Source organism: Methylobacterium sp. WL1, assembly GCF_008000895.1.
GTDB lineage: Bacteria > Pseudomonadota > Alphaproteobacteria > Rhizobiales > Beijerinckiaceae > Methylobacterium.
Genome location: NZ_CP042823.1, coordinates 5,474,740 through 5,490,510 on the forward strand (window position 1 = coordinate 5,474,740; position 15,771 = coordinate 5,490,510).

Annotated in this window: 14 protein-coding genes, 1 tRNA gene and 2 pseudogenes; 3 read left to right on the top strand and 14 right to left on the bottom strand. The window is 70.9% G+C overall.

Annotated elements, in window-relative coordinates; translation table 11 throughout:
* Positions 1-15: 15 nt before the first annotated feature.
* The 5 genes from FVA80_RS26715 to FVA80_RS26735 all read right to left on the bottom strand — a co-directional run bounded on the left by FVA80_RS26715 (position 16) and on the right by FVA80_RS26735 (position 5,386).
* A complete protein-coding gene (locus tag FVA80_RS26715; protein ID WP_147908985.1) occupies positions 16-1,701 on the bottom strand; it encodes a methyl-accepting chemotaxis protein in 1,686 nt (561 codons plus the stop codon).
* 95 nt (positions 1,702-1,796) lie between these two features.
* Complete coding sequence (locus FVA80_RS26720; protein WP_147853632.1) at positions 1,797-2,801, bottom strand: magnesium transporter CorA family protein; 1,005 nt, start codon at positions 2,799-2,801, stop codon at positions 1,797-1,799.
* A 164-nt stretch (positions 2,802-2,965) separates the two neighbouring features.
* Positions 2,966-3,253, bottom strand: coding sequence for a hypothetical protein (locus FVA80_RS26725; RefSeq protein WP_147908984.1), 288 nt, complete (start codon positions 3,251-3,253; stop codon positions 2,966-2,968).
* Between the two features lie 115 nt (positions 3,254-3,368).
* Entirely contained in the window at positions 3,369-4,607 is a 1,239-nt protein-coding gene (locus tag FVA80_RS26730) for a class I SAM-dependent RNA methyltransferase (protein ID WP_147908983.1), read from the bottom strand.
* Positions 4,604-5,386 (bottom strand): TlyA family RNA methyltransferase, encoded by a 783-nt coding sequence (locus FVA80_RS26735; RefSeq protein ID WP_246692156.1) that lies wholly within the window; start codon positions 5,384-5,386, stop codon positions 4,604-4,606. The genes FVA80_RS26730 and FVA80_RS26735 overlap by 4 nt, the downstream gene beginning before the upstream one ends.
* A gap of 110 nt (positions 5,387-5,496) precedes the next feature.
* Here FVA80_RS26735 and FVA80_RS26740 point away from each other — a divergent pair, with 110 nt between their 5' ends.
* Positions 5,497-6,030: a superoxide dismutase family protein gene (locus FVA80_RS26740; protein ID WP_147897397.1), complete on the top strand. Its 534-nt coding sequence runs from the start codon at positions 5,497-5,499 to the stop codon at positions 6,028-6,030.
* A gap of 58 nt (positions 6,031-6,088) precedes the next feature.
* On the opposite strand, the gene FVA80_RS26745 is transcribed toward FVA80_RS26740, so the two are convergent.
* The 6 genes and pseudogenes from FVA80_RS26745 to FVA80_RS26765 form a co-directional block, all read right to left on the bottom strand.
* Positions 6,089-6,445, bottom strand: coding sequence for an acyl-CoA thioesterase (locus FVA80_RS26745; RefSeq protein WP_246692472.1), 357 nt, complete (start codon positions 6,443-6,445; stop codon positions 6,089-6,091).
* 124 nt (positions 6,446-6,569) lie between these two features.
* Positions 6,570-6,707, bottom strand: a complete 138-nt coding sequence (locus FVA80_RS30780) for a hypothetical protein (RefSeq protein WP_187193523.1) — start codon at positions 6,705-6,707, stop codon at positions 6,570-6,572.
* 149 nt (positions 6,708-6,856) lie between these two features.
* The gene (locus tag FVA80_RS26750) at positions 6,857-7,126 is read right to left on the bottom strand and encodes a hypothetical protein (protein WP_007566004.1); all 270 of its coding nucleotides are present in this window, start codon (positions 7,124-7,126) and stop codon (positions 6,857-6,859) included.
* Between the two features lie 208 nt (positions 7,127-7,334).
* Positions 7,335-7,520: a DUF1508 domain-containing protein gene (locus tag FVA80_RS26755; protein WP_147857947.1), complete on the bottom strand. Its 186-nt coding sequence runs from the start codon at positions 7,518-7,520 to the stop codon at positions 7,335-7,337.
* 191 nt (positions 7,521-7,711) lie between these two features.
* A pseudogene (locus FVA80_RS26760) lies at positions 7,712-9,263 on the bottom strand (DEAD/DEAH box helicase).
* 370 nt (positions 9,264-9,633) lie between these two features.
* Complete coding sequence (locus FVA80_RS26765; protein ID WP_147910665.1) at positions 9,634-11,580, bottom strand: oligopeptide transporter, OPT family; 1,947 nt, start codon at positions 11,578-11,580, stop codon at positions 9,634-9,636.
* Between the two features lie 257 nt (positions 11,581-11,837).
* On the opposite strand from FVA80_RS26765, the pseudogene FVA80_RS26770 reads away from it, so the two are divergent.
* Positions 11,838-12,067, top strand: a pseudogene (locus FVA80_RS26770) (DUF6429 family protein).
* Between the two features lie 128 nt (positions 12,068-12,195).
* Here the strand turns inward: FVA80_RS26770 and FVA80_RS26775 are convergent.
* Positions 12,196-12,280 (bottom strand) — tRNA-Leu (locus tag FVA80_RS26775).
* 122 nt (positions 12,281-12,402) lie between these two features.
* Positions 12,403-12,708: a FliM/FliN family flagellar motor switch protein gene (locus tag FVA80_RS26780; RefSeq protein ID WP_147910664.1), complete on the bottom strand. Its 306-nt coding sequence runs from the start codon at positions 12,706-12,708 to the stop codon at positions 12,403-12,405.
* Between the two features lie 103 nt (positions 12,709-12,811).
* Between FVA80_RS26780 and lipB the strand changes: the two genes are divergently transcribed.
* On the top strand, positions 12,812-13,531 hold the full coding sequence (lipB, locus tag FVA80_RS26785) for a lipoyl(octanoyl) transferase LipB (protein WP_147910663.1): 720 nt from the start codon (positions 12,812-12,814) through the stop codon (positions 13,529-13,531).
* Between the two features lie 10 nt (positions 13,532-13,541).
* Here the strand turns inward: lipB and FVA80_RS26790 are convergent, their stop codons facing one another.
* Positions 13,542-15,623, bottom strand: coding sequence for a carbohydrate porin (locus tag FVA80_RS26790; protein WP_147910667.1), 2,082 nt, complete (start codon positions 15,621-15,623; stop codon positions 13,542-13,544).
* Positions 15,624-15,771 lie beyond the last annotated feature (148 nt).

A 15,771-nucleotide genomic window follows, 5' to 3' on the forward strand; every position in this document is an offset into this window, starting at 1 on the left:
CCGGCCGCGCCGGCCTCACGCGGCGCGCACCGTCTGCAGGAAGGCGCCGATCTCCCGGCGCAAGGCCTCGGATTGCGCCGACAGGCTCTCGGCCGAGGCGAGCATCCGGGTGGCGGCCGTGCCGGTCTCGTCGGCGGCGCGGGCGACCGCGTCGATCGTGCCGGTGACCGAACCGGTCCCGGCGGCCGCGTCGGCGATGCTGCGGGCGATTTCCTGGGTCGCCGCGCCCTGCTGCTCGACCGCCGCCGCGATGGACGTCGCCACCCCGTCGATCTCGCGGATCCGGCCGGTGATGCCGTCGATGGCGTCCACGGTCTGGCCGGTCGCGCCCTGGATCCGGCCGACCTGCGCGGTGATCTCGTCGGTCGCCTTGGCGGTCTGCGCGGCCAGCGCCTTCACCTCGGACGCCACGACCGCGAAGCCGCGCCCGGCCTCGCCGGCCCGGGCTGCCTCGATCGTGGCGTTCAGGGCCAGCAAGTTGGTCTGGCCGGCGATGTCGGAGATCAGCCGCACCACGTCGCCGATCCGGCCCGCGGCCTCCCTCAGCTCCTGAACCAGGCCGGCGGTCCGGCCGGCCTGACCGACCGCGCCCCGGGCCAGGTCGGCGGAGCCGTCGACCTGGCGGCCGATCTCCTGCACCGAGGCGCCGAGCTCCTCGGCCGCCACCGCCACCGTGCCGACATGGGCGGTCGCCTCCTGTGCGGCGCTCGCCACCGTGGCCGAGCGCTCGGCCGTGCGGGTCGCCGTGCTGGTCATGGCCTCGGCATTGGAGCGGAGATCGAGCGCCGCCTCCGTCACCGCCGCCAGGACGCCACCGATCGCGGCCTCGAAGCCATCGGCCATCTCCTGGACGGCCCGCCGCCGCTGCGCCTCGGCGCCGGCCCGGGCGAGCGCCGTCTCCTGCTCGAGGGCGCGGGTGTGAATCAGGTTGTCCTTGAACACCTGGACGGCCGCCGCCATCGCGCCGATCTCGTCCCGGCGGCCGGTGCCGGGGATCGCCACGGCGGCGTCGCCCTCGGCCAGGCGGCCCATGGCGCCGGTCATCCGCTGGATCGGGCGGGCGATGCCGAACAGGGCGAACAGCATCGCCGCCGCCGCGACCGCCAGCGCCACCGCGGTCGCGACCAGGGCGGTGAGCTTGGCCGAGGTCGCATTGTCGGCGGTGGCGGCGACGTTCCCGTCGGTCTGCGACCGGGCCAGCGCGATCGCCTCGGTGAGGCTGCCGACCGCCGCATCGTTCTGGGCGCCCGTCTCCGGGTCGAGGACGAGCTTGAGGGCGCCGTCCCGGTCGCCGGCGATCATCAGCTCGACAACCTGGAGCTGGATGTTCTGGTAGGCGTTCCAGGCGCCGGTGAACCGCTCGTAGGTCTCGCGCGCCTTCGGAGTCGCGAGGCGGCCCTGGTAGGCCTGGCGCAGTTCGGACAACGCCCCGAGGCCGTCGGTCAGCGCCGTCTGGTTCTTGTCGAGGGTCGCGAAGTCCGGCGATCCCGCGACCAGCCGGTACAGCTTCAGCCGCACGTCGCGCACCGCCATGCCGATGGCCTCGGCCTCGTTCTGGGCCGGAAGCCAGACCTGCGAGACCTCCTTGGCGTCCTGTTCGATCTCGGACAGGCGGACGACGCTGACGACCCCCTGGCCCGCAGCCGCGAGGGCCAGCAGGCCGATGGCTCCGCAAAGGACGGTCTTCAGAGAGAATCGCATCGGGGCTTCCGTCGTCGCGGCCAGCCGCGCTTCCGGGTGCAAGGATCTCCGGGATATATCTTAACGTTTTATCTGCGGCCGGAAACTATTCGCGACTAAAGCCACTTCTTCCAGCGAAAGAAAACGTAGGGCAGGATCGCGGCAACGAACATCATCACCACGGCCATGGGGTAGCCGAACGGCAGTTCCAGTTCCGGCATGGACTTGAAGTTCATGCCGTAGATCGAGGCGATCAGCGTCGGCGGCATGAATACGACGGCCATGACCGAGAACAGCTTGATGATGTTATTCTGCTCGAGGTTGACTAGGCCGAGCGTCGCATCAAGCAGGAATTGAATTTTCGTGGACAGGAAGGTGGCGTGCTCTTCCAGCGATTGAAGATCGCGCAGGGTCGAGCGGACATCCTCCCGAAGGTCGCGGGGTGCCTTGTTGGTCCGATAGGTCGCCGACAGCGAAAGCAGGATCCGCTCCATCGAGACCAGGCTCTCGCGCTGCTTCGAGATCAGGTCACCATGGCGTCCGAGCGCCCGCAGGGTATCCTGAAGGGCGGTGTTGCGGGCGGACGGGTCGTCCTGCACTTCGAAGATCTTGCCCGACAGCCGGTCGATCCGCTCGCCCTGGAGCTGGAGCACGTCCGCGGCCCGGTCGATCACCGCCTCGATCAGCCCGGCCAGGATGGCCTCGCCGGAGACCGCGGAGGCGCTGCCGTTGCCGGTCGTGCGGCCGGCCCGCTGGGTGTACATCCGGAAGGCCTGGGGTTCCTCGTGGCGCACGGTCACGAGGCGGCTGCCGCGCAGGATGAAGGTGATGCCGGCCAGCCCGGGCTCCTCGGCATCGCTGACCTTCGAGAGCACCCGCCCGGTCATGTAGCGGGCACCCTCCTCGACGTAGAGCAGCTCCGAGGGCTCGATGTCCTTCATCTCCTCGCGGGTCGGCACCTCGATGCCGGCGAAGGCCTCGACCTTGAGTTCCTCCTCGCGGCTCGGGCGAATCAGGTCGAGCCAGACGGTGTCCTCGGGGATCGTGTCCTGGAGATCGACGATTCGGCGCTCAAGCAGCGAGGATCCGGCGCCGGTTGAGGGCTGGTGGATGAAAATCACGACGGTGTCTCGGGTGCAAAACGGTCACTGGGCGGCGCCGGGTCCGATCCGCATCCGGCACGGCGGCTCCAAGCGCAAGCTGTGCCGTGGGTGTGGCGTTGTTTTCTGACGCTTCCGTGACATCGCGGCCTGCATCGACGAAGCGGTGCCGTCAGGCCCGACGTTCAGTTGCAGCCTTCGCAGACGCTGCCCTCGATCTTGTCGGTCAGGGCGCGCTCGCGCCGCTGCTCCCGCCGCGACGGAACCTCGCCCGCGCCCAGCGACGTACCGGGCGGCATCGTCACGCCGAGGCTGTTGGTGTTCGGCGCCGTGATCGTCGATTGCGGCCCTCCGCCGATGCCGGTCTCATCGGCGGCGCGCGGCTGAGCCGCCAGCGTGGCCGGCAAGGCGAGGCTCAGCGCGGGGAGGCTCAGCACGACGAGGGCGAACAGGCGGATCGAGGCTGTGGTCATGACACCTCCAGTCATCGTGAGAAGGTCAGAATCTACAGCAAGTTGCAAGCCTGCAATCCGCAATCCTTCCCGCCGCAAGCTTCTCGATCTTGTGAGCCTCTCGATCTTGCTCGCCTCAGCGACGGCGCGGGGCCTCGCGCCGGAACACGCCGACCATCTCGACATGGTCCGAATGCCGGAACTGGTCGACCGGCGTCACCGATTCGAGCTGGAACCCGCCGGCCGTGAGCGTCGCCGCGTCCCTCGCGAAGGTGCCGGTATCGCAGGACACGCCGATCGCCACCGGCACCCGCGAGGCGGCGATCTGCCGGGCCTGGGCCTCGGCGCCGGCGCGGGGCGGGTCGAACACGACCGCGTCGAACCCGTCGAGTTCCGTGGGCAGCAGCGGCCGGCGGAACAGGTCCCGGCGCTCGGTGGTGATCTGGCGCAGGCCCGTCGCGACCCGGGCCGACCGGTCGAGCCCGCCGAGCGCCGCCGCATCCGCCTCGACGGCGTGGACCGCGGCTGTCCGCGCCATCGCCAGGGCGAGGGGCCCGCAGCCCGAGAACAGGTCGGCGACCCGCCGCGGACGGCGCCCCAAGGCCGCCACGCTCAGCGCGGTGAGGATGGCCTGCCCGGCCGCAGTCGCCTGCAGGAAGCCCCCGGGCGCCGGATAGAGGCGGCTTTCGGCATCCGTGACCGAGACCGGCTCGGCCTCCATCAGGCGCTCGCCGTGGAGCGACAGCCGGGCCAAGCCCAGCTCGCCCGCGATCCGAACCAGCGCGGAGGCAACACCGCCGGTCACCGGGCCGTGTCCACGCAGGTCGATGTCGAGGCCCTGGTCGGTGGCGGTCACGGCGACGTCCAGGGGCTTACGGCCGTGGCCCAGCGGCCCGGCGAGCCGGCGCGCCACCGCGGGGGCCGGATGCAGGGCCGGCACCGTGATCGGACAATGGTCGATCGGCACGAGCGCGTGGCTGCGCGCCGCCATCAGGCCGGCCTCGCCCTGTCCGTCGATCTCCCGGACGTGCAACGTGATGCGGCGGCGCCCGGCCCCGTGCGCGTCGATCGCGGCCCCCGGCTCGACGCCGAGACGGGCCTGCGACAGGGCCTGCGCGACGAGGCCGCGCTTCCAGGACAGCTCCGCGGCGGGCGCGAGATGCTGCGTCCGGCAGCCGCCGCAGCGCATGTAATAGGGGCAGAACGGCTCGACCCGGTCGGGGGAGGGCTGCACGATGCCGACCAGCTCGGCTCGCTTTCCCTCCCGGCGGATCGTCACCCGCTCGCCGGGCAGCGTGTAGGGGACGAGGATCCCGTCCTCCGCGATGCCGTCGCCACGGGCACCGAGCTCCCGGATCGTGACCGTTTCGCTCATGACAGGTTTGCGCCGATCAAAAATTCGGAATTGCCGTCGCGACCCGGCACGGGCGAATCGATCAGGCCCAGAATCGTCGCGCCGAGCCCCTCCAGCACGAAGCGGACGGCATCGCAGACCTCCGCGTGGACGGCCGGATCGCGCACGAGGCCGCCGCGCCCGACGCGCTCGCGCCCGGCCTCGAATTGCGGCTTGACCAGCGCGACGATCGTGGCGCCGGGAGCGAGCAGCGCCGGCAGGGCCGGCAGCACCAGCCGCAGGCCGATGAAGCTCACGTCGACGCTCGCCATTGCGGGCCGCGGCACGAGCCGCGCCGGATCGAGCGCGCGGATATCGGTGCCCTCCAGGCTGGTGACGCGGGTATCCGCGGCCAGCCGCGGATGCAGCTGCCCGCGGCCGACATCGACCGCGTGGACATGGGCGGCGCCACGGGCGAGCAGCACGTCCGTGAAGCCGCCGGTCGAGGCGCCGACGTCGAGGCAGACGAGGCCCGCGGGATCCAGCCGGAACGCGTCCAGCGCCGCCGCGAGCTTCAGCCCGCCCCGGGAAGCGTAAGGGTGCTCGGGGGCGGCCTCGATCCGCGCCCCCGGGGGGATCGCCTCCGAGGGCCGTGCCAGCGGCCGGCCGTCCACCCGCACCAGCCCGGCCCGGATCGCGGCCTGCGCCCGCGCGCGGCTCTCGAAATGGCCGTGCTCCACCAGGAACAGGTCGGCCCGCTTTGGCGCAGGCGCGCGGTGCGCGGGCGCTCCGCCTGCCGGTATGGGCCGTTCTCCGGTCATCAGGGCTTTACAGGCTCGCGTCAGGGCTACGGCAAAGGTTTCGGGGGCCGGCCCTGTCGAAGGGGCGGCGTGCCCCCTACCTAGACCGGGCTGGAGAGGAGAGCCACCGTATGACACGCATCCTGCCGCTGCTCGCGCTGCTGGGACCCTTCGCGGCGAGCGGCGCCTTCGCCCAGGAGCCGGCAGCCCCCAAGCCGACCGAGACGTTCCAGGCGCCGGTCAAGAACGCCAAGGGCGACCCGATCGGCACGATCGCGATCCGCGACGGCGCCAACAGCCTCGTGTTGCGCGTCGCCATCCAGCCCGGCGGATTGCCGCCCGGCTGGCACGGCATGCATTTCCACGCGGTCGGCGATTGCTCGGATCCGAAATTCCTGAATTCGAAGGCCCACGTGAACCACGACCAGAGCAAGCACGGCCTGCTCAATCCGGATGGACCCGACGAGGGCGACCTGCCGAACCTCTACGTGGCGCAGGACGGCTCGGGGAATGCCGAGGTGACCAGCGAGACGCCGCTCACCGGCGAGGGCGGCCTCAAGGACGGCGACGGCTCGGCGCTGATCATCCACGCCAACGAGGACGACCACACGACCCAGCCGATCGGCGGCGCCGGCGACCGGGTCGCCTGCGCGGTGATCAAGTAGGGCCTCGTCCAGAACGGCGGATTTCGGCTTTCGGGACGCGGCGATGCGCGAGCGCCGGTCAGGCGGCGTTCGGCGAGGGCACCAGGGGCGGGATCGGGCGCGGGCGCCCGGCCTCGTCGATCGCCACGAAGGTGAGGGTGGCCTGCGTCACCCTCTCGCGGACCTGGGTGCAGAACCGGCGCGCCCAGGCCTCGACCTCGATCTTCATCGAGGTGCGGCCGACATGCGAGACCCGGGTGTAGACGCACAGCACGTCGCCGACCCGGACCGGGCGGATGAAGGTCATCGCGTCGAGGGCCACGGTGACGACCCGGCCCTGGGCCCGGTCCACGCCGGCGATGCCGCCCGCCTGATCCATCTGGGTCAGCACCCAGCCGCCGAAGATGTCGCCGTTGGCGTTGGTGTCGGCCGGCATCGCGATGGTCCGGACCGTCAGGTCCCCCCGCGGCAGGTCCGCGTCGGGGGGCGGCGCCTGCTCAACCTCGAGTTTCGCGCGTGCGACGTGCTGCATGCCGTCCATCCGCCTGTCTCGCGCGCCGTCAGGAAAGGATGCCGGCGAGCTTGAGCCCGGCCGCCAGCAAGATGGCGGCTGCGCCCAGGATGCATTCGAACGGGATCGATTGCCAGAGGTCCGGCGTCGCGGCCGTGGGCTCGGCGCGCTGCGCGATATCGTTCATCGGGTTTCCTCCCGGGCAGGCCGATCTGTCGCCGGCGCGTCCCGTTCCTGCATTATACGGCATGGAAACCAGCTACGCATCTCGAATCAGCGCATGGAAAAGCCCGGCGGCTCGTGGGAGCCGCCGGGCCTGTCAGCGTCGTGGACCGCTCAGTAGAAGAACCGGCGACGGTAATAGGGGCGACGGTAGAACGGGCGCGGGCCGTAATAGAACCGGCGGCGGTAGTACGGACGGCGGTAGAACGGGCGCGGGCCATAGAACCGACGGCGGTAGTAGTACTGGGCCTTCTGGGCTACGGCCGGCGCGGCGTCGGCGGGCAGGGCGATGCCCGGACCGACCGGCGCGGCCGATGCGCCCTGCGGCGCCGCGGCCGCAAAGCCCAGCACCAGCAGGGCCGCGAGCAGGAATTTCCTCAGCACGTCTCGACTCCCTTCGCGTGATTGCGTCTTCGACGACGAACCGCACGCGGGACGAGAGCCCGGTCGGCGGTCCGAAACGCTGCAACGCACGGGCGATGGGAAGCGTTGCAGCGTAACCGCTACGGAGATTCGGACAGGGTTTATTTTTATCCCGGCCCCGTAGGCGGCACGCTGCGCCGGGACGCAGCGTGCCGCGCCGACCCCGCGATCAGGCGATCTTGGTGGTCATGTCCTCGATGCGGGCCTCTGTGCTCTGGCGGACGAGGGCGATGCCGTGCTCGCAATCCTCGCGGCGAAGGTAGCCCTCTCCGGAATCCGCGATCACCTCGCCGTTGCGCGCGCGCAGGCGCCAGCGCCACTCGCCCTTGGCATCCCGATAGAGTTCGAACCGCATGGTGCAGCCTCTCGTCCGACGTGTCGGTGAGATGGGACGCCCCGCGCAAAAAAGAAGCCGCCCCGGGAGGTTCCCCGAGGCGGCGTCCGTACCGGTCTAGACGAATCCCGGTCTCAAAAGGTCGAGACCTTTCGCGGGAGCAGGGCAGAGCCCTGCGGATCTCTCAGTGGTTCCGGCGTGGAACCCTGTCGTCAGGAGCGGGGCGACCGCTCCAGCCAGCCGATGGTGCGGCCTTCGCCGTTGCCGCCGCCGGCGCTGCGCGGGCGGGCATCGGCCCGCTGGGGCCGGCTGTCCCGCGCCGGGCGCGCCTGCTGCTGGGCCGGGCGCTCGCCCTGCGGACGGGCGGGCCGGTCCGAACGGGCCTCGCGTCCCTGCGGGCGGGACCGCGACCGTCGCCGCGGCCGCCTTCCGGACGGCCCTGGCGCGGCGCACCCTGACCCTGGCCGCCGCCGCCGAAGCCGCGGCCGCCTTCCGGACGGCCCTGCTGGGACGGCCCTGCTGCGGACGGGACCGCTGACCCGGACGGCCACCGGCCGGACGCTGCTGCTGGCGCTCGGGCCGACGCTCCTCCTCGCGGGCGATCTCGGCCGCTTCCTGACGGGACGGCGGCGAGAAGCCCTCGGGGAAGCCGGCGACCGGCACGCTCTGGCGGGTCAGCCGCTCGATGTCGCGCAGGTAGGCCCGCTCCTCGTCGTTGCAGAACGAGATCGCCAGACCGGTCGCCCCGGCGCGCGCGGTGCGGCCGATGCGGTGGACGTAGCTCTCCGGCACGTTCGGCAGATCGAAGTTGATTACGTGGCTGACGCCGTCGACATCGATGCCGCGGGCCGCGATGTCGGTGGCCACCAGAACCCGGCAATCGCCGTCCCGGAAGGCCTGGAGCGCCCGCTCGCGCTGCGGCTGGCTCTTGTTGCCGTGGATCGCGGCGCCGGCGATGCCGGCCTTGTCGAGGCCGCGCACGACCCGATCCGCGCCATGCTTGGTGCGGGTGAAGACCAGGACGCGGTCGATGGCCGGATCCCGCAGGATGTGGGCGAGCAGCGCCTGCTTCGCGCCGGTATGGGCGAAGATGACCGTCTGCTCGACGCGCTCGGCCGTGGTGGCGACCGGGGTCACGGCGACCTGCACCGGATCCTTCAGGTACTGGCTGGCGAGCCCGGCGATGTTCTTCGGCATGGTCGCCGAGAAGAACAGGCTCTGGCGCTGGGCCGGCAGCAGCTTCACGATGCGCTTGAGGGCGTGGATGAAGCCGAGGTCGAGCATCTGGTCGGCCTCGTCGAGGACCAGGATCTCGACGCCCTCGAGGGTCAGGGAGCGGCGCTCGATCAGGTCGATCAGGCGGCCCGGGGTGGCGACCAGGATGTCGACGCCCGGAGCCAGCGCCCGCTCCTGGCGGCTGATGGTGACGCCGCCGAACACCACCGTGGTGGTGTAGGACAGGTGGCGCCCGTAATCCGAGAAGGACTCGGCGATCTGGTTGGCGAGCTCGCGGGTCGGCGAGAGCACCAGCACGCGGCAGCCGCGGCGCGGGGCCCGGCGGTCCGAGAGCGAGAGGCGGTGCAGGATCGGCAGCGCGAAGGCCGCGGTCTTGCCGGTGCCGGTCTGGGCGATGCCGCAGAGGTCGCGGCCCTCCATGGCCGGCGGGATCGCCTGGGCCTGGATCGGGGTCGGCGTGACGTAGCCAGCCTCGCCGAGCGCCCGCAGCACGGGCTGGGCAAGGCCGAAATCGGTGAATTGGGTCAAAGAAATATCCGATGCAGCAGGGCCGGCCGGGCGCTTCGCGTTCGGTGCGAGCAGCGCAGAAATCTGGTCGGTCCGTTGGCAGGGGGCAGCCCGCGTGATGGGGCGGCCCGGGTGCATGCACGTTATGAAGAGGGGGGCCGGATCACGCCGGAAGGCGCCCGATCCGTCACGCAGCCCCCTCAAGCGGGCCATGACGGCCGCTGACGCTGCACCGCCGATATGCGGGTGTGCGCCTGCGAAGTCAATGCATCGCTTGGCGCGGGATGACATGGCACCGATCGCCTGGGTGCACGGCTCGGCGCCGCCGCTAGGCCTGTCCGAGGTGGATCGCTCGCGCGATCGCTGCCGGATCCCGCAATGCCGGGCAGGCTCAGGCCGCTTTGCGCCGCGTCTGATGGTAGAGGCCCGCCGTCAGACCCGCGAACAGCACCAGGCCGCCGATCAGCGCGGGGCCCGCGAACCCATCGCCCGCCAGCGCCAGGACGGCATCGTTGCCCGCGATGTAGACGATCAGCGCGAAGGCGACGCCCCACAGGCTCTCGCCGACGATCAGGCCGGTCGCCGTCAGGATGCCCAGCCGGACCGCCCGCTCCGGATCGGCCCGGCGGCGCGCCCAGCGCTCGTAGACCGTGCCGATCACCGCGCCGGCCACCAGGGGCACGACCAGCGTCATGGGCAGGTAGATCCCGAAGGCGGTGGCCAGCGGGGGCAGGCGGAGACGCTTCAGCCGGCCGAGGGTCTCGTCCAGCGCGACCAGCCCCAGGCCGGCGGCCGCGCCCCAGCCCAGCATGCGCCAGTTGCCCTCGCCCGAGAGCACGCCCTTGGCCAGGGTCGAGATCAGGCCGGCCTGCGGCGCGGCCAGCGCGTTCGGCCCGGCCCCGGGCGTCCCGACGAAGCCGAAGCTCGTCGCCAGCACGTTGAGTACCGGCGGGATGATCGCCGACCCGAACACCACCCCGACGACCAGCGCCGCCTGCTGCTTCCACGGCGTCGCCCCGACCAATTGGCCGGTCTTGAGATCCTGCAGGTTGTCGTTCGCGATGGCGCAGATGCTGAACACGATGCCGGTGACGGTCAGCACGTAGGCGACGAGCGCCCCGCCGCTCTGCGCATCCCCGTCGCGGCCGAGCAGCCCCAGCAGCATCGCCGAGCTCGCCAGCGCGGCCAGGATGCCGATCCCCGAGAGGGGCGAGTTGGACGAGCCGATCAGCCCGGCCATGTAGCCGGTCACGGCGGCCACCACGAGCCCGATCACCAGGACGAACAGCAGGCCGCCCGCGACTAGCAGGACGCCATAGCGCTCCAGGCTCGTGCCGCCGAGGACGTCCCACAGCAGCCAGCCGATCGGCAGCAGAAGGCTCGCCGAGACCACGAGGACGACCGCGATCGGCAGGTCGCGCTCCTCGAGCGCCAGCGTCGCGCCGGCGTGGCGCGCCCGCCCGGTCGCGAAGGCCGAGCGGATGCCGCCCAGCACCGGGCGCGCGATCCGGATCAGCGTCCAGAGCGCGGCCACGCCCATCACGCCGGCGCCGAAGAACCGCACCTCCTGCCGGAACGCCGCGCCGACCCAGGCCTCGACACTGACGTCCGGCATCGGCTGCTGCGCGGTCAGGATCGGGACCAGCACGGCCCAGCCGATCGCCAGCCCGAGCGCCATCGCGGCCCCCACCGACAGGCCGACCAAATGGCCGACGCCCAGCAGCGCGAGGGACAGGTTGCCGGCGATCCCGGTCGCGCCCGCGCCGACGCGGAACCAGAGCGCGGCGCTGTCGAGCACCAGCCGGGTCTGCGCCAGCGCCGCGAAGCCGGCCGAGGCCAGGCTGTTCCAGACCAGGATGCGCAGGCCCAGCGCGCTGTCCGCCTGCCCGGCGGCGCCCTGGGTGCCGAGCGCCAGCACCTCCGCGGCGGCTCGCCCCTCGGGGTAGGGGAGGTCCGAATCGACCACGAGGGCGCGGCGCAGCGGCACGGACAGCATCACGCCCAGGATCCCGCCCGTGGCGGTGATCCCCGCAGTGGTGAGCCACGGGAACCCGTGCCACCAGCCGATCATCACCAGGCCCGGCAGCACGAAGATGATGCACGAGAGCGTGCCGGCCGCCGAGGCGACAGTCTGGACGATGTTGTTCTCCAGCACCGTCGCGCCGGGCAGGTGCCGCAGCACCGCCATGGAGATGACCGCGGCCGGGATCGATGTGGCGAAGGTGAGCCCGATTTTGAGGCCGAGATAGACGTTGGCGGCGGTGAACAGCAGCGTCAGCGCGCCGCCGAGCAGGAGGCCGCGCCAGGTCAGTTCGGCCGGTTGAGCGCCGCTGGACATGCGAATCGGGTTCCGGAAGCCAAGGTCCCGATTTTATCGGTAGGCGGCTGAGATATGCAACCGTTCTTCCCGTGTCCGTGTAAGCATTTATTCGATATCGATGTAATTAATTATATCAGAAAAATCAAAAAATACGCCGAAAGACAAAAATTATGGTTCCGATATTGGACGATCGATATTTTATGCGATCGAACATCTAGCCTCGCGCGAACACCCCGCACCGTGGGCGTGGTCGGAGCGGTGTGGGAGCATCGAGACTGCCGGACGATGACGAGCGCCTTGCCGAGGCGGTGTCCGCCCGTCTGTGGTTGACGTTCCACCACGGATGCCGGGCCTGGAAAGGGTTCGACTGTGAGTCGCTCGGCCGCCTGCACGCGAAGGGGCCGAGCGCCGATCCGGTCGGCCGGGCCAAGTCCGTGGTGCTGGCGTGGTGCTGACTGGGGAAGGCCTGCGCCGATCCGAAGCGCTGTTCACCCGCAAAGATTGAACGGTTCGCCTCTGCGGCCGAGCGCAGGGCTGCTGGCCGCAAAACGAAGGTCCGACACAATCAACGGCTGAAGCCGTGAACCCGGCGGAGCGCCGAGCGATCGGAGAAAAAACACCACAACAAACGTGTGGTGCGGCCAAGAGGACTCGAACCTCCACCCCTCGCGGGACTAGCACCTCAAGCTAGCGCGTCTACCAATTCCGCCATGGCCGCATCGGACGCGAAGATCCGCCCGTTCGCCCGACCGATGCGACCTCCGGGGAAACCCTCGGGTCGCCGTCATGTCGGGCGGCGCAGCGGATAACAGATCGATCCGCCGCCGACAAGCGCCGCGCTCAAACGGACGCGTAGTTGTCGTCCAGGAACGGCGTCGCGCTGTCGCCGATCGTGGTGCCGGGCTCGATGATCGCCGCCGCCTTGCGGATCAGCTCGGTCACCTCGACGGAGATGCGGTCGCCGGTGACCACGATCTGGCCGCGGGCGATCGGGTGGTCGTTGGCCAGGATCTCCACCATGTCGCTGTCGCTGGATTCCAGCTCGATCACCGCGCCGCGGCCCATGCGCAGGAGCATGTGCAGCGGCATCCGGGCCCGGCCCAGCACCACCGTCAGATCGACCTTCAGGGTCTCGAAGACCGCCACCGCTCGCCCATCCCGTCTCGCCGCCGACCTGGTGCACCCAAAGCTTGCAACCGCCGGCCGCGGATGTTGAAGGCTTCGACCATCGACGCAGGATGGTGAACCCTTGGTAAACGCGCCCCGTCTCACGGTCTCGCCCCATGCCTTCCCGACGCGGCCCGGCTCGGATCCGGTGGGCTGGCGCGTGAGCGACGCGCCCGTGGGCTACGCGGACGCGGTGGCCTGGATGGAGGCGCGCGTCGAGCGGATCGCCCGGGGCGCGGCGCCCGAATGCGTCTGGCTGCTCGAGCACCCGCCGCTTTACACGGCGGGCACCTCGGCGCGGTCCGAGGACCTCGTGGCGCCCGATCGGTTCCCGGTCCACGTCACGGGCCGGGGCGGCCAGTACACCTATCACGGCCCGGGCCAGCGGGTCGCCTACGTGATGCTGGACCTCGACCGCCGGAGCCGGGATCTGCGCGCCTACGTGGCGAGCCTGGAGGGCTGGCTGATCGAGACGCTGGCGGCCTTCAACGTCCGGGCCGAGCGCCGGGAGGACCGGGTCGGCGTCTGGGTGCGCCGCCCCGAGAAGGGGCCGGGGGTGGAGGACAAGATCGCGGCCATCGGCATCCGGGTGCGCCGCTGGGTCAGCTTCCACGGGATCAGCCTGAACGTCGAGCCGGACCTGTCGCACTTCGCCGGCATCGTGCCGTGCGGCGTGCGCGAGCACGGGGTGACGAGCCTGGTCGATCTCGGCCTGCCCCTGAGCCTGGCGGAGGTGGACATGCAGCTGCGCGCCGCGTTCGAAGAGATTTTCGGGGCCACGGTGAGCGAGGCGGCGGAGTAGCTACCGGCGATCAGAAATCCGCGTGCAATCGCGACGCGAAGAAGTGCGCCGGCCCGCGGTCGCGGTTGTAGCCGGGGTTGTTCACGAACTGGTAGTCGAAGGTCAGGGTCACGAACTTGGTCAGGTTCAGGGCGTAGTAGGTCTCCAGCGCCCGCTCGCTGCCGTAGTTGAGCCGCCCGTCCCCGACCAGCAGGCCGTAATAGCCGGCCGCGAAGGCGGCGCGGTGAGAGGGCGAGAGCCGGTTCATCGCCGTGCCGATGGCGACCGTGTCGTCCGGCCGGTCCCAGGCCTTGCCCTTCAGCGACAGGCCGCCGGAGAAGCTCTGGTCGATGTCGGTGAAGGAGATGTTCTCCGTGCGCCCGTCGTTCAGGCTGGCCCGGGCGAACAGGCCGAGTTCGGGCGTCAGCGCCTGCTCGAGGTTGATGTAGCCGCCGGTCTTCCGGCGCGGCTTGCGGGTCGCGAGGGCGGCATCGCTGCCGTTGTCGAACAGGCCGAGTTGCGTGAGGGTGACGAGCTCGCGGTTGTTGGCCGAAACCCCGACATTCGAGAACAGGCCGATGCGGATCTTGCCGGGCTGCTCGAGCCACGGGAGCACGTGGCGCTCCTCGAACTCGGCGTTCAGGCCGGCGCGCCGGAACACCCGCGGATCGAGCACGTCGCTCGACGGCTCCTTGGGCACCTGCGTGTAGGCGGCGCGGATCGCGAACTCCGGCCGGTTGTATTCGGCGTAGACCCCTTGCGTGAAACCCGGGAGGTTGGCCGGGAAGTCCCAGGCCGAAGCCCCCCACAGCGACCAGTTGAAGAAGTCGACCCGCGGGTCGTGGGCGTAGACGTTGCCGTCGAAGAAGTCGCCCAGGGCGAACTTGCCGGCGATCAGGGTGATCCGCTCCGCATCGTACCGGGTGGCGACCTGGTTCGGCCCGTCCGGCACCTCCACGGTCTCGCCGCCGAGGCCGATCGTCTGCTTCACGTAATAGCGGTTCGAGCGCAGCTTCGGGAACGGGGCGCCGGCCTTCTGCGCCTCTCCGTTGACGAAGCCCGCGACGCCCAGCGTCCGCGACAGGCCGAAGCCCTGGCTGAACTCGGGGTTGTAGTAGAGCTCGGTGCTGTCGGTGAGCTTGAGCCCGAGGAAGATGGTGGCCGTGGTGGTCTGCCGGGCCTGGTGCGGGATCAGGCTCTGCGCACCCTCGTAGGGCGAGCGGAAGCCCGGCACCCCCTGGGCGATCAGCGTCGTCTGCCCGTGCAGCGAGAAGCGCCCGGTCTCGCCGTTGTCGGGATCGTGCGGTGCGGTCTCGTCCGGATCGGGCGGAGCCTTCAGGCCGCCCGGGAACCACATCAGCCGCGCGAACAGCTGGTTCGAGGTGAAGCGCGCCCGGGACGTGACCGGACCGCCGTCGTCCCCCGGCACGCTGCCCAGCGAGAAGCGCCGGCTGCCGCCGAGGTCGATGTAGCGGTAGTCGATCCCCAGGGCGAGCGAATCGCTGATCGCGTACTGGATGCCCGCGCCCAGGGTGAAGCCGAGATAGCCGAGTTCGCGACGCGCCGTGTTCTGGCCGCCCGCGTCGAGATCCGGGTAGTTCGCCAGGAACCGCGCGTTGGCGCCGGCGAGCCCGAACGACCCGTAGACGAGGTACCGGTCGAAGCTGTAGCCGATCCGGGCCCGGAGGGTGCCGTACAGGTCGGTCTTGGCGCGCACGATGTTGAAGGGCTGGTCGGCGTCCTCGTACCCGAAGCCCGTGATGGTCGAGGGCACCGGCCGCTTCAGGTTCGCCACGTCGAGGGTCGCCTCGGCTCCGTAGACCCAGGGGCCGGCCTGCCAGTTCCAGCCGCCGAACAGGCCCCCGACCGCCGTGGTGGCGTTGCGGCCCTGGTCGCTGCGGCCGGTGGAATCGCCGCTCTTGAACGCCGGGACAGCGCGGTTCCCGATCGCCGTCGGCCCGAAATTATAGGCTCCGTAGGACCCGCCCGCGCTGCCCTGGAGGCCGATATAGCCCCCCGACCAGTCGGTATAGGCGGGCAGGTCGGGCGCCGGGCGGCGCCCGGCGAGGTCGGCCGCGGCCGCCGGAACGGACGCGATCAGGGGCGCGGCCAAGACGAGGGCGGCGGCACGGAGGAGGGCGCGGGACGGGGCGACATCGGACTCGCAGACAAGATATAGCACTTGCTATAATGAGGTTCGCGGACATGCAAGCCGTTTCGGGTCGCCTCGACCACAGGCCACATCGTTTCTCGTCCCGCGT

Excerpts from the sequence above, each read along its gene's own strand:
- FVA80_RS26745 (WP_246692472.1), bottom strand. The coding sequence starts at position 6,445 with ATGCCGGCCGACACCAACGCCAACGGCGACATCTTCGGCGGCTGGGTG.
- FVA80_RS26740 (WP_147897397.1), top strand. The coding sequence starts at position 5,497 with ATGACACGCATCCTGCCGCTGCTCGCGCTGCTGGGACCCTTCGCGGCG.
- FVA80_RS26765 (WP_147910665.1), bottom strand. The coding sequence starts at position 11,580 with ATGTCCAGCGGCGCTCAACCGGCCGAACTGACCTGGCGCGGCCTCCTG.
- FVA80_RS26735 (WP_246692156.1), bottom strand. The coding sequence starts at position 5,386 with ATGACCGGAGAACGGCCCATACCGGCAGGCGGAGCGCCCGCGCACCGC.
- FVA80_RS30780 (WP_187193523.1), bottom strand. The coding sequence starts at position 6,707 with ATGAACGATATCGCGCAGCGCGCCGAGCCCACGGCCGCGACGCCGGAC.
- FVA80_RS26755 (WP_147857947.1), bottom strand. The coding sequence starts at position 7,520 with ATGCGGTTCGAACTCTATCGGGATGCCAAGGGCGAGTGGCGCTGGCGC.
- FVA80_RS26725 (WP_147908984.1), bottom strand. The coding sequence starts at position 3,253 with ATGACCACAGCCTCGATCCGCCTGTTCGCCCTCGTCGTGCTGAGCCTC.
- FVA80_RS26730 (WP_147908983.1), bottom strand. The coding sequence starts at position 4,607 with ATGAGCGAAACGGTCACGATCCGGGAGCTCGGTGCCCGTGGCGACGGC.
- FVA80_RS26715 (WP_147908985.1), bottom strand. The coding sequence starts at position 1,701 with ATGCGATTCTCTCTGAAGACCGTCCTTTGCGGAGCCATCGGCCTGCTG.